Annotated in this window: 17 protein-coding genes; 3 read left to right on the plus strand and 14 right to left on the minus strand. The window is 69.9% G+C overall.

The window, feature by feature from the left end; translation table 11 throughout:
- The first annotated feature begins 74 nt into the window (after positions 1-74).
- The gene (locus tag B0I31_RS19520; protein ID WP_106616816.1) at positions 75-698 is read left to right on the plus strand and encodes a Uma2 family endonuclease; all 624 of its coding nucleotides are present in this window, start codon (positions 75-77) and stop codon (positions 696-698) included.
- A gap of 3 nt (positions 699-701) precedes the next feature.
- On the opposite strand, the gene B0I31_RS19525 is transcribed toward B0I31_RS19520, so the two are convergent.
- Positions 702-1769, minus strand: a complete 1068-nt coding sequence (locus tag B0I31_RS19525) for a glycosyltransferase family 4 protein (protein ID WP_106617054.1) — start codon at positions 1767-1769, stop codon at positions 702-704.
- Positions 1770-1818: 49 nt separating this feature from the next.
- Here B0I31_RS19525 and B0I31_RS19530 point away from each other — a divergent pair, with 49 nt between their 5' ends.
- Entirely contained in the window at positions 1819-2556 is a 738-nt protein-coding gene (locus B0I31_RS19530; RefSeq protein WP_245950103.1) for a PIG-L deacetylase family protein, read from the plus strand.
- Positions 2553-3488: a lysylphosphatidylglycerol synthase transmembrane domain-containing protein gene (locus B0I31_RS19535; protein ID WP_106616817.1), complete on the plus strand. Its 936-nt coding sequence runs from the start codon at positions 2553-2555 to the stop codon at positions 3486-3488. Before B0I31_RS19530 ends, B0I31_RS19535 begins: the two co-directional genes overlap by 4 nt.
- On the opposite strand, the gene truA is transcribed toward B0I31_RS19535, so the two are convergent.
- From truA to secY, 13 genes are all read right to left on the minus strand, one after another.
- Positions 3454-4245: a tRNA pseudouridine(38-40) synthase TruA gene (truA, locus tag B0I31_RS19540; protein WP_245950105.1), complete on the minus strand. Its 792-nt coding sequence runs from the start codon at positions 4243-4245 to the stop codon at positions 3454-3456. The two genes, B0I31_RS19535 and truA, sit on opposite strands and share 35 nt — an antisense overlap.
- Before the next feature lie 59 nt (positions 4246-4304).
- Positions 4305-4913, minus strand: coding sequence for a 50S ribosomal protein L17 (gene rplQ, locus B0I31_RS19545; protein ID WP_106616819.1), 609 nt, complete (start codon positions 4911-4913; stop codon positions 4305-4307).
- Positions 4914-4971: 58 nt separating this feature from the next.
- The gene (locus tag B0I31_RS19550) at positions 4972-6024 is read right to left on the minus strand and encodes a DNA-directed RNA polymerase subunit alpha (protein ID WP_033436734.1); all 1053 of its coding nucleotides are present in this window, start codon (positions 6022-6024) and stop codon (positions 4972-4974) included.
- Positions 6025-6166: 142 nt separating this feature from the next.
- Positions 6167-6772: a 30S ribosomal protein S4 gene (rpsD, locus tag B0I31_RS19555; protein WP_053718426.1), complete on the minus strand. Its 606-nt coding sequence runs from the start codon at positions 6770-6772 to the stop codon at positions 6167-6169.
- Between the two features lie 23 nt (positions 6773-6795).
- Positions 6796-7203, minus strand: coding sequence for a 30S ribosomal protein S11 (gene rpsK / locus B0I31_RS19560; RefSeq protein ID WP_015105236.1), 408 nt, complete (start codon positions 7201-7203; stop codon positions 6796-6798).
- 37 nt (positions 7204-7240) lie between these two features.
- On the minus strand, positions 7241-7621 hold the full coding sequence (gene rpsM / locus B0I31_RS19565) for a 30S ribosomal protein S13 (protein WP_106616820.1): 381 nt from the start codon (positions 7619-7621) through the stop codon (positions 7241-7243).
- 220 nt (positions 7622-7841) lie between these two features.
- Positions 7842-7955, minus strand: a complete 114-nt coding sequence (gene rpmJ, locus B0I31_RS19570) for a 50S ribosomal protein L36 (protein WP_010148647.1) — start codon at positions 7953-7955, stop codon at positions 7842-7844.
- A 53-nt stretch (positions 7956-8008) separates the two neighbouring features.
- Complete coding sequence (infA, locus tag B0I31_RS19575; protein WP_005166804.1) at positions 8009-8230, minus strand: translation initiation factor IF-1; 222 nt, start codon at positions 8228-8230, stop codon at positions 8009-8011.
- 159 nt (positions 8231-8389) lie between these two features.
- A complete protein-coding gene (locus tag B0I31_RS19580) occupies positions 8390-8779 on the minus strand; it encodes a DUF1707 SHOCT-like domain-containing protein (protein ID WP_106616821.1) in 390 nt (129 codons plus the stop codon).
- Between the two features lie 45 nt (positions 8780-8824).
- Positions 8825-9274 carry a DUF1707 SHOCT-like domain-containing protein gene (locus B0I31_RS19585; RefSeq protein ID WP_181320249.1) on the minus strand — a complete coding sequence of 150 codons (450 nt, stop codon included), beginning with the start codon at positions 9272-9274 and terminating at the stop codon, positions 8825-8827.
- A 163-nt stretch (positions 9275-9437) separates the two neighbouring features.
- Positions 9438-10214, minus strand: coding sequence for a type I methionyl aminopeptidase (gene map / locus B0I31_RS19590; RefSeq protein WP_106617056.1), 777 nt, complete (start codon positions 10212-10214; stop codon positions 9438-9440).
- A gap of 59 nt (positions 10215-10273) precedes the next feature.
- Positions 10274-10825, minus strand: coding sequence for an adenylate kinase (locus tag B0I31_RS19595; RefSeq protein WP_073885906.1), 552 nt, complete (start codon positions 10823-10825; stop codon positions 10274-10276).
- Positions 10825-12135, minus strand: coding sequence for a preprotein translocase subunit SecY (secY, locus tag B0I31_RS19600; protein WP_106617057.1), 1311 nt, complete (start codon positions 12133-12135; stop codon positions 10825-10827). The genes B0I31_RS19595 and secY overlap by 1 nt, the downstream gene beginning before the upstream one ends.
- Between the last annotated feature and the right edge of the window lie 203 nt (positions 12136-12338).

Consider the following 12338-nt stretch of genomic DNA (forward strand, 5'->3'; position numbering starts at 1 on the left):
CTGATCAGGCACTGCTTCGCCCCAGTGGGACTGTGCCAGGGTCATAATCAAGTCGATCGTGGAGGTTGGAAACCATGTCCGCTGCGCTACAGGAAGAGACCCGGGCGCGACAGGAAGAGGCCACCCTGCCGGACCCGTTGATCGGCCCACACACCATTCAGGAATGGCTCGACCTGCCCTCCCCGGAGGACGGTTCGAGCGTCGAGCTGATCTTTGGACACTTCCACGTGACTCCCCCACCTTCCGGCGAGCACCAGCTCGCGGTGACCCGCCTGATCCGGCCAATGGAGGATTCGATCTCCGCGGCCGGCCGGACAGACCTCTACGCGGTGATCGGCGTGGGAGTGAAGATCTCATCCACTCTCCGCAACGGTTTCATCCCCGATGTGGTGATCATGGACCGGCCGCCGACCGGTGCGAGCTTCCCCGCCGAGGCACTGCGACTGGCGGTCGAGGTGTGGTCTCCGGGCAACACCCGGAACGAGCGGGAGGCGAAGATGGCCGCCTACGCCGTCGCCGGCGTGCCGTTCCTCTGGACGATCAGCCGGAAGGGCGATCACCCCGGGCTGGAGCTGACCGCGCACCGCCTGCACGGCGACCAGTACGCGGTGGACAACACGGTCCGGTCCGCCGGGCCCACGACCATCACCGCCGCACCGATTCCGGTCACGCTCGACCTGGCCGACCTCGTCTTCTGACCCTCACACCCGGGCCGCGCAGGACTGCAGGGCCTCCAGGACCCGTGGCCAGGTGCAGTCGGTCGGTTCGGTGGTCCGGTTGTGCGCCGCGATCCTCAGCCGCTCTTCCCGGTCGTCCACGAGGCGCGCGATGCCCGTCGCCAGGTCGTGCGTCAGCACCCCCTCCACCCCGTCACGCACGAAGTCCGCGACGCCCGTCCCCGGCCGCGCGACCACCGGCACCCCCGCCGTCCGCGCCTCCAGCGCCGCCAGCCCGAACGCCTCCTGCGACGCCGGGTTCACGAACACGTCCGCCCCCGCCAGCAGGTGACCGACCCCCTGCCGGTCCAGCCGTCCCGGCAGGCTCACCCACTCCAGCCCGTGCCGCCGCACGTAGCGCCGCAGCGCCGCCATCTCCGGCCCCGCCCCGGCCAACGTCGCCCGCAACGGCACCTCGGCGCGCACCGCCCGCAACGCCCGCAGCAACGCCATCGGCTCCTTCCGCGCCGCGAGCCGGCCCACGGACACGACGTGCACCGCGTCGTCCGGCCGCTGCGTCGGTATCCCCCGCCACGCGGACGGCACGATCCCGTTCGGCACCACGCCCACCGGCATCCCCGGCACCACCGCGCGCACCCGCTCCGCCGCCGCACGGCTCACCGCCGCCACCGCCACCGGCGCGGTGCTCCACGACACGAACTGGTCCAGCACCCGGTAGCACCGCCGCACCGCCGGGTCCCACATGCTGTGCACCACGACCACCACCGGCAGGTCCAGCCGCATCGCCGACCGCACCCCCGACCAGGCGAACGGCGAGATCGCGCCGACGTGCGCGTACACCACAGTCGGCCGCAGCGAGGCGAGCACCCGGTCCAGGTGCGCACCCGCCCGCGGGTGCACGGGCAGCTCCCACGGCAGCCGCACCGCGATCCGGTGCACCGAGTACCCCTCGCCGGACGACGCGAGCCGGGTCGCGGTCACCACGTGCACGTCCTCACCACCGCACGCCTGCTCCCGGGCCAACCCGGCCACCTGCACCTCGATCCCGCCCAGGCGCGGCAGGAAGCAGTCGGTGACGTGAACGATGGACAAGTGCACTCCCGTCAAGCCGCCGAACGGACCAACTGACACTCTTGCACCCGTGAGCCGAACGTGCGTCTTCTTCCACGCCCACCCCGACGACGAGGCACTGCTGACCGGCGGCACGATGGCGCGCCTGGCCCGGGAGGGGCACCGCGTCGTGCTGGTCGTCGCCACGGCAGGCGAACGAGGGCTGAGCGCGCACCGGGCCGACCTCGGCCCGGTCCGCACCAGAGAGGCGCACGCGTCGGCCCGCGTGCTGGGCTGCGCGCGGGTGGAGTTCCTCGGCTACCCCGACTCGGGCCTGGACGGGCGGCACGGGTTCGCCCGCGCCGACGTGGGCGAGGCCGCGGAACAGCTGGCCGAGCTGCTGCACGAGGAACGCGCCGACCTGCTCACCACCTACGACCCGCACGGCGGCTACGGGCACCCCGACCACGTGCAGGTGCACCGGGTCGGCACGCTGGCCGCCGAGCTCGCCGGCACGCCCCGCGTCTGGGAGGCGACGGTCGACCGCACGTGGCTGCTGCGCGGCCTGCGGCTCGCCCGGCTGGTCCGCGACTTCGACCTCGCGCCGTTCGAGCAGGCCTACACCGCGCGGCCGGAGATCACCCACTCGGTGGACGTCCGGCGGTACGCGCGGGCGAAGCGCGAGGCCATGGCGGCGCACGCGACCCAGACCACGGGCGGCGAGGACACCCGGACCCTCGCCGCGCTGCTGAAGCTGCCGCCGCCGCTGTTCAGGGTCGTCCTGGGCACCGAGTGGTACGTCGAGCGCAAACGGTTGCGGGCACGATGAGGCGGTGGGTGCGGATCACCGCGTCGCTGGCGTCACTGGGACTGGCGGCGTGGCTGGTGATCGCGCTGGTGCCCGCCGTGGGCGGGGTGGCGTGGACGGCGGTCGGCGAGCACCTGCGCGCCATCGGGCCCGGCACCGCGCTCTGGTTGACCGTCCTGTGGCTGGCCGGGCTCTGGGCCTACACCTACGTGCTCACCGGCTCGCTGCCCGGCTTGCGCCACACCCAGGCGTTCAGCCTGAACGCGGCGGGCAGCGCGATCAGCAACGTGCTGCCGTTCGGCGGCGCGGCCGGGGTCGCGGTGACCGCGGTGATGGCGGCGAGCTGGGGCCACTCCGCGCGGGCGATCACCACGTCGGCGATCGTCAGCGGCCTGTGGAACACGCTGTCCCGGGCGGCGCTGCCGCTGGTGGCGCTGGCCGTGCACGGCGCGGTGGTCGGCGACGGCGTGCTGATCGGCGCGGTCGCGGCGGCCGGCGGGCTGCTCGTCGCCGTCGCGGTGCTGATGCGCCTGCGGTGGCTGTGCCGGCTCCTCGGCAGCCGGGCGGCCCGGTTCCTGCTGCGGCTGCGCCGGCAGACCGCCCAGGTGGTCCGCGACGGCTGGCGGCGGATGACCGCGGGCATGCTCGCCTACCTGCTGCTCCAGGCCGTGCTGCTGTGGTGGTGCCTGGCCGCCGCGGGTGTCCACCTGGGACTCGGGCCGACGCTGGCGGCGTTCGCGGTGAGCAGGCTGCTCACGCTGGCCGTGGTCACGCCCGGCGGTGTCGGTGTCACCGAGAACGGCACCATCGCGCTGCTGGTCGGCCTGGGCACGCCCGCCGCACCGGCCGTGGCGGGTGTGCTGCTGTTCGCGTTCTTCACCTACCTGGTGGAGATCCCGCTGGGCGGCGCGGCCTGGCTCAGCTGGTCGGCGCGGCGCGCACGTTCCGGGTGACCGCGGCCCGCGCGGCGAGCTCGTGGTCGGCCGGGTAGTCGACCCGCACCAGCGACAACCCGTGCGGCGGCGCCACGGTGACCTCGCTGGACCTCGCGGTCAGCGACAGCAGCGACGCGGGCCACCCGACCGGCTTGCGCCCCTCGCCGACGGCCAGCAGCGCGCCGACCAGGCTGCGCACCATGGAGTGGCAGAACGCGTCCGCGGACACGTGCGCGGTCAGCACGGCGCCGTCACGCACCCACTCCAGGCGTTGCAGCTCGCGGATCGTGGTCGCACCCTCGCGCCGCTTGCAGAACGCGCAGAAGTCCCGTTCGCCCAACAACAACCGCGACGCCTCGTTCAACGCGGCCAGGGCCAGCGGACGCGGCCACGCCAGCGTGTCCAGCCGCCGCAGCGGGTGCGCGCCGAACGGGGCGTCGGTGACCCGGTACTCGTAGTGCCGGCGCAGCGCGGCGAACCGCGCGTCGAACTCGGCGGGCACCACCCGGGCCGAGAACACCCGCACGTCGGCGGGCAGCGCGCGGGCCAGGCGCTTGGGCAGACCGGCGACGTCCACCGTGGACGGCAGGTCGACGTGCGCCACCTGCCCCGACGCGTGCACGCCCGCGTCCGTGCGACCCGCCACGGTCAGCTGCACGTCCTCGCGCAGCACCGTGGACATGGTGTCCTCCAGCACACCGCACACCGTGCGGCGGTCGGGCTGGCGAGCCCACCCGGAGAACTCCGTGCCGTCGTAGGCCAGGTCCAGTCGCACACGAACGAGCCCGTCGTCCCCAGCGGGAACGACGGGCTCGTCGGTGAAGTGCGCGTCCGTCAGGACCCGTCCTTCTTGTCCTCGGCCTTGTCGTCGGCCTTCGCCTCGGCGGAAGCGTCGTCGGCGCCCTCGGCGGGCTCCTCGGTCGCGTCCTTCGTGGCGGACTCGGGCGCCTCGGCGTCCTGGTCCTGCACGTCCGCAGTGCCTTCGGTCTCCTCGGCCTCAGACGCCGCCGTGTCCTTCTCGGGGGCGGCAGCCTGGTCCTTGGCGAACTTGGTCTTGCGGGCGCGCTCGGCCTCGGAGGTGACGGTGGACTCCGCGACCAGCTCGATCACGGCCATGGGGGCGTTGTCGCCCTTGCGCGGCAGCGTCTTGGTGATGCGGGTGTAGCCACCGGGGCGGTCGGCGAACTGCGGGCCGATCTCGGCGAACAGCTTGTGCACGATGTCCTTGTCGCGGATCACCTTCAGGATCTCGCGACGGTTGTGCAGGTCACCGACCTTCGCCTTGCTGATCAGCTTCTCGGCGTACGGGCGCAGCCGCTTCGCCTTGGCCTCGGTGGTCGTGATCCGACCGTGGGTGAACAGGGACGTGGCCAGGTTGGCCAGCATCAGCCGCTCGTGGGCCGGCGAGCCCCCGAGACGGGGTCCCTTGGTGGGGGTGGGCATCGAATTGCTCCTCGGATTTCTTTCTGATCCTCTGCTCCGGCCCGGCCGCTAAGCGACCTCAGAGCTGCTCGGTCTCCGCGTAGTCCTGGCCGTCGTCGTGGTTGTCCACGGCGGTGTCCGTGCCCCAGCCTTCGGCGGGGTAGTCGGACGCGGCGGCCGACGGGTCGAACCCAGGGGGGCTGTCCTTCAGCGCGAGGCCGAGGCCGACGAGCTTCATCTTGACCTCGTCGATCGACTTCGCACCGAAGTTGCGGATGTCCAGCAGGTCCGCCTCGCTGCGCGAGACCAGCTCGCCCACGGTGTGGATGCCCTCGCGCTTGAGGCAGTTGTAGGACCGGACGGTGAGGTCCAGGTCCTCGATCGGCATCGCGAACGCCGCGATGGTGTCCGCCTCGGCGGGCGAGGGGCCGATCTCGATGCCCTCGGCGTCGACGTTCAGCTCGCGGGCGAGGCCGAACAGCTCGACCAGCGTCTTACCGGCCGACGCGACGGCGTCGCGCGGCGTGATGGACGGCTTGGTCTCGACGTCGAGGATCAGCTTGTCGAAGTCGGTCCGCTGCTCGACACGGGTGGCCTCGACCTTGTAGGTCACCTTCATGACGGGCGAGTAGATCGAGTCGACCGGGATGCGGCCGATCTCGGCACCGGCCTGCTTGTTCTGCACGGCGGGGACGTAGCCGCGACCGCGCTCGACCACGAGCTCGATCTCCAGCTTGCCCTTGCCGTTCAGGGTGGCGATGTGCAGGTCGGGGTTGTGCACGGTGACACCGGCCGGAGGCACGATGTCGCCCGCGGTCACCGCGCCCGGCCCCTGCTTGCGCAGGTACATGGTCACCGGCTCGTCCTCCTCGGAGCTGACGACCAGCTCCTTGAGGTTGAGGATGATGTCGGTGACGTCTTCCTTCACACCGGGGACGGTCGTGAACTCGTGCAGCACACCGTCGATGCGGATGCTGGTCACGGCCGCGCCGGGGATGGACGACAGCAGGGTGCGGCGAATCGAGTTGCCGAGGGTGTAGCCGAAGCCCGGCTCCAGCGGCTCGATGACGAACCGGGAGCGGGTCTCGTTGACCGCTTCCTCGCTGAGCGAGGGGCGCTGGGAAATCAGCACTGGGTTCTTCCTCTCTAGCCCCGACGCCCGCTATTTGACGTCGTGGGAACCGGTCGCGGAGACCGGCAAACGCGTGCGACACACCATTCCGTGCCGCCGCGGGACCCGACTGGAGGGGCCGCGGACGGCCCCTCCAGGAGGATCACTTCGAGTAGAGCTCGACGATGAGCTGTTCGGTGACGGGCGTGTCGATCTGCGCCCGCTCCGGCAGCTGGTGGACCAGGATGCGCAGGTTGGACTGCACGACCTGGAGCCACGCCGGGATCGGCCGGTCGCCGAAGGAAGCACGCGCGGCCTCGAAGGGCAGCGTGGGCAGCGACTTCGGCTTCACGTCGATGATGTCGAACTTCGACACCCGGAAGCTCGGGATGTTGACCTTCTGGCCGTTCACGATGAAGTGACCGTGGCTGACCAGCTGGCGGGCCTGACGACGGGTGCGCGCGAGACCCGCGCGGTACACCACGTTGTCCAGCCGGGACTCCAGGATCTGCAGCAGGTTCTCACCGGTCTTGCCGGGGCGACGAACCGCTTCCTCGTAGTAGCGCCGGAACTGCTTCTCCAGGACGCCGTACGTGTAGCGGGCCTTCTGCTTCTCCTGGAGCTGGAGCAGGTACTCCGACTCCTTGATCCGACCGCGGCCGTGCTGGCCGGGCGGGTAAGGACGACGCTCGAACGCCTGGTCCCCGCCGACGAGGTCGACCTTGAGACGGCGCGAGATGCGAGTGGCCGGTCCGGTATAGCGAGCCATGTTGTCTTACTCCTCCCCGTGCCTCAGACCCGGCGCCGCTTGGGCGGGCGGCAGCCGTTGTGGGGCTGCGGGGTCACGTCCTGGATGGTGCCGACCTCGAGGCCGGCGGCCTGCAGCGAACGGATCGCGGTCTCGCGGCCGGAGCCGGGACCCTTCACGAACACGTCCACCTTGCGCATGCCGTGCTCGGCGGCCTTGCGCGCGGCGTTCTCGGCGGCCATCTGCGCGGCGAACGGCGTGGACTTGCGGGAGCCCTTGAAGCCGACGTGGCCGGCGGACGCCCAGCTGATCACGTTCCCCAGCGGGTCCGTGATGGACACGATGGTGTTGTTGAACGTGCTCTTGATGTGCGCCTGGCCGTGCGAGACGTTCTTCTTTTCCTTGCGCCGGACCTTCTTGACCCCGGCGCCCGTACGGGACTTGGGTGGCATGTCTGGGTGAACTCCTACTTGCTAGAGACGCGAGGTCTTACTTCTTTCCGGCCTTCTTCTTGCCGGCGACGGTCTTCTTCGGACCCTTACGAGTGCGCGCGTTCGTCTTGGTGCGCTGCCCGCGGACGGGCAGGTTGCGACGGTGGCGCAGCCCCTCGTAGCAGCCGATTTCCATCTTCCGGCGGATGTCGGCCTGAACCTCGCGGCGGAGGTCACCCTCGACCTTGAAGTGGTTCTCGATGTAGTCCCGCAGCTTCGCCAGGTCGTCGTCACCGAGGTCCTTCACCCGGACGTCCGGGGAGATCTCGGTGGCGGTCAGCAGCTCCTTCGAGCGCGTCCGACCAATGCCGAAGATGTAGGTGAGCGCGATCTCCAACCGCTTTTCGCGGGGGAGGTCGACGCCAGCGAGTCGTGCCATACGGCGCTTGCTCCTAACAGTGGTGTCGCTCCAGGTCTGCTCCTCGCCCGATCCCGGGACTGACTCGCTGTGTCAGTTCCGGTCGCTCTCGCGACCGGTGTCCCGGCCCCGGCCTGGAGTCCGGGGGTGTGCCACACGTGGTTCTTTGTGGGGCAGGTGCGAAGAGGCTTACTCGGTGTCGCGTCCGGTGAAGACTCGACTCGTGCTGGTCGTGCTCCGCTCAGCCCTGGCGCTGCTTGTGGCGCAGGTTCTCGCAGATCACCATGACCCGGCCGTGACGGCGGATCACCTTGCACTTGTCGCAGATCTTCTTGACGCTCGGCTGGACCTTCACGCCTGAGCTTCTCCTGCGTCAGCCGACGTGCCCGTGATCGGGCACGCCGGAGGTCACTTGTAGCGGTAGACGATGCGCCCGCGGGACAGGTCGTAGGGCGAGAGCTCCACGACAACCCGGTCCTCAGGGAGGATGCGGATGTAGTGCTGACGCATCTTGCCGCTGATGTGTGCCAGGACCTTGTGACCGTTCTCCAACTCGACGCGGAACATCGCGTTGGGGAGCGGCTCGACTACGCGGCCCTCGACCTCAATGGCCCCGTCCTTCTTGCCCATGTCCTCCGCGTTTCGTGACGGTGGGTGTTACTTCCGGAGTGCGGGCACGCGGCACCCCGACTCCTCCAGGCCCTTGCGAACCCTGCCACCTCCGGGAAGAGATCCCCGGGCATGACGGAACCGGCGCGACGTATGCGCCACCCGTCCATAGTACGCGGGTCAGCTCGAACGCCCAAATCGGGCCTTGCGGGCGACCAGGAGGGCCAGTCCCCAGGGGCCCGCGACCCAGATCCACCAAGGGTAGAGGACCTCGCCGAGGGAGAGGCTGATGACACCCCACACGAGGACGTTGACGGCGCTGGCGGCGAGCCACGCGCCGGTCATGGCCCTGACCACGGCGTTCGGCCGCTGCGGGACAGGGGCGGGCGCGTCGGGGGGCAGGTCGGCGGTCAGGGCGCTGAGCTCGGCGTACGTGCGGGCCTCGTGGGCGGCGCGGGTGCGCTCGTCGAACTCGGTCAGGGTCAGCCTGCCCTCGGTGTGGGCACGGGTCAGCTCCTCGACGACCGCGTTCCGGTCGTCGTCGGCCGCGCGGGTGAAGGACTCGTGCACGTCGCCACCTCCGTCCGGGCTGGGTTCGAGTGCATGGTAACAGCGTTACTTTTGCGGCCGGGTGGCCCACCAGACCACGCCGAGGACGGCGCCGGGCGGCACGGCGACCCACAGGAACCACGGGTGCACGAGGCCCTCGTCGCCGAGGAGGCTCGCGAGCAGCCAGACCGCGAAGTTGAGCGCGCTGATGCTCAGCCAGATGGTGGTGAGGATCCTCATCGCCGAGGGTCCGCTTCCGGTCTTCACCCGCTTGGGTGTCGGCAGGGCTGTTGCTCCGGCGGGCGGGACGGGTGGCGCGGACGACGTGGACGGCAGGTCCGCCGTGAGGACGGCCAGTTCGCCCCGGGTCTTCGCCTGCCAGGTCCGCACCACGCGGGCGTCGAACTCGGCGAGGTCGAGGCTGCCATCGGCGTGCGCGTGGTGCAGCCACTGCTGGACCAGTTCGCGTTCGGCGTCGGAGGCCCGGATGTCCTCGGGCCGCACAGGCTGGGTCACCCCGTCATCCTGGCCGGGCGGTGGACGTGACGACAGGGGGCTAACCCCCGGTTCGGCCTGCGCCGAACGGCCCTTCTCGAACACGACGCCGGTGAACCCCGACGAGGGGTCCACCGGCGCAGGTGTCAGATCTCAGACGATGTCAGTCGTCAGATGTCAGCCGTCAGTCGTCATCGAGCGCGGTCAGCACCCAGGGGCCGTCGTCGGTGATCGCCACCGAGTGCTCCCAGTGCGCCGCGCGCGAGCCGTCCGCGGTGATCACGGTCCAGCCGTCGTCCAGCTCGACCGTGCGCTCCGTCCCCAGGGTCAGCATCGGCTCGATGGCGATCGCCATCCCGGCCTTCAACCGGGGCCCCTTGCCGGGCTTGCCGTGGTTGGGCAGGAACGGGTCCATGTGCATCTTCGTGCCGATGCCGTGCCCGCCGTACCCCTCCACGATCCCGTACTCGACCCCGTGCTCGTCACCCATCCGAACGGTCGCCGACTCGATCGCGAACGAGATGTCGCTGAGCCGCCCACCGGCCACCGCCGCCTCGATGCCCGCGACCATCGACACCCGCGTGGCCTCGGACAGCTTCAGCTCGGCGTCCGTCACCGAACCGACCGGCAGCGTGATGGCCGAGTCGCCGTGCCACCCGTCGAGGATCGCACCGCAGTCGATCGAGATCAGGTCACCCTCGGCCAGCACCTGCGTCCGGCTCGGGATCCCGTGCACCACCTGCTCGTTCACCGACGCGCAGATCGACGCCGGGAAGCCGTGGTAGCCCTTGAACGACGGGATCGCGCCCGCGTCGCGGATGCTCTGCTCCGCCAGCTCGTCCAGCTCGGCCGTCGACACGCCCGCCTTGGTGTGCGAGGCCAGCAGCGCCAACGTGCGAGCCACGACCAGCCCGGCAGCCCTCATGGCTTCGAGCTGGCCGCGGCTCTTGATCTCGATCATGCGGTCCCGACCGGGAACGACGCGACCGACCCGACGCAGCACATCGACGAGTCCACCGCTCACTTCAGGTCGCGCAGCGCGCGGAGGGCGCGCTCGCTGATCTCGTCGACCTCGCCGACCGCGTCGATGCTCACGACGATGTCAGCGTAGTGGTCGAGCAGCGGCGCGGTCTCCGAGCGGTACACCTGCTGGCGGTGCCGGATCACGTCTTCCTTGTCGTCCGTGCGACCCCGGGCGAGCAACCGCTCGACCACGACGTCCTCGGGGATCTGGAACTCCAGCACCGCGTCCAGCTTGTGCCCCTCCGCCGCCAGCATCTCGCCCAGCACGCCCGCCTGCGCGGTGTTGCGCGGGAAGCCGTCGAGCAGGAAGCCGTTGGCGGCGTCCGGCTGCGAGAGCCGGACGCGCACCATCTCGTTGGTCACCTCGTCCGGCACCAACTCACCCGAGTCCAGGTACTCCTGGACCTCCTTGCCCAGATCGGTCTGCTCGCTGATGTGGGCGCGGAACAGGTCCCCGGTGGAGATGTGCGGCACACCGAGCTCACGGCTGAGCGTCTTGGCCTGGGTGCCCTTGCCCGCACCGGGCGGGCCGACGAGAACGAGTCGCACTAGCGGAGGAACCCTTCGTAGTTGCGCTGCATGAGCTGGCTCTCGATCTGCTTCACGGTGTCGAGGCCGACACCGACCATGATCAGCACCGCCGTACCGCCGAACGGGAAGTTCTGGTTCTGGCCCTGACCGGTGAGGTCGAGGAACAGGTTCGGCAGGATGGCGACGATGCCCAGGTAGAGCGAGCCGGGCAGCGTGATCCGCCCCAACACGAAGCGGAGGTACTCAGCGGTGGGTCGACCCGGTCGGATACCCGGGATGAACCCACCGAACTTCTTCATCTCGTCCGCGCGCTCGTCCGGGTTGAACGTGATGCCGACGTAGAAGTACGTGAAGAAGACGATCAGCAGGAAGTAGAGCGCGATGTGCACCGGGCTGGACTGGCTCACCAGGTGCGTCGCGACGAAGCTCTCCCACCAGTTCGGCGCCGATCCGTCGGTGGAGGCGGTCAGGCGCGAGATCAGGTCGGGCAGGTACAGCAGCGACGAGGCGAAGATGACCGGGATGACACCGGCCTGGTTCACCTTCAGCGGCAGGTAGGTCGACGTGCCGCCGTACATCCGGCGGCCGATCATCCGCTTCGCGTACTGGACCGGGATGCGGCGCTGGGCCTGCTCCACGTAGATGACGCTGGCGATGATCAGCAGAGCCGCGACGCAGACCAGGAAGAACGTCAGGCCACCGCGGTCGAGGATGATCTTGCCCTCGATCGGGATGCGGGCCGCGATGCCGGTGAAGATCAGCAGCGACATGCCGTTGCCGATCCCCTTCTCGGTGATGATCTCACCGAGCCACATGATCACGCTGGTGCCCGCGGTCATCACGACCACGAGGACGACCAGGTTGAAGATGCTGTCGTTGGGGATGACCGGCACTTCGCAGTTCGCGAACAGCTGCCCGCGCACGGCCAGGGCGATGATGCCCGTGGACTGCAGGACCGCCAGCGCGATGGTCAGGTAGCGGGTGTACTGGGTCAGCTTGCCCTGACCCGCCTGCCCTTCCTTCTTCAGCTGCTCGAACCGCGGAATCACCACGGTGAGCAACTGGATGATGATGCTCGCCGTGATGTACGGCATGATGCCGAGCGCGAAGATCGACAAGTTCAGCAGCGCGCCACCGCTGAACAGGTTGATCAGGGAGTAGATCCCCTGCTGGTCGACCGACTCGACACACTGTTTGACGTTCTTGAAGGAGACGCCCGGCGCGGGCATGGTGGCGCCCAACCGGTACACCACGACGATCCCGAGCGTGAACAGGATCTTCTTGCGTAGGTCCGGCGTCGCGAGAGCCGAGCGGAATGCGCCGAGCACGCGAACCTCCATCAGCGTTGCCGCCCCACTGGGGTCGGCATCCTGCGGTGCCGGCTGTGTTGCCGACACAGTCTTGCGGACGTGCCGTCGACACATCGCCGACGGTGGCGGAAGCGACGGATAGCCGCGACCGACCCGGAGGGCATCCGGGTTCAGCCCGCGACTTTAACAGTCGCTTGGCCGATCGCCGTAGTCAGTCTTCC

It is taken from the genome of Saccharothrix carnea (assembly GCF_003014735.1).
Classification (GTDB): domain Bacteria; phylum Actinomycetota; class Actinomycetes; order Mycobacteriales; family Pseudonocardiaceae; genus Actinosynnema; species Actinosynnema carneum.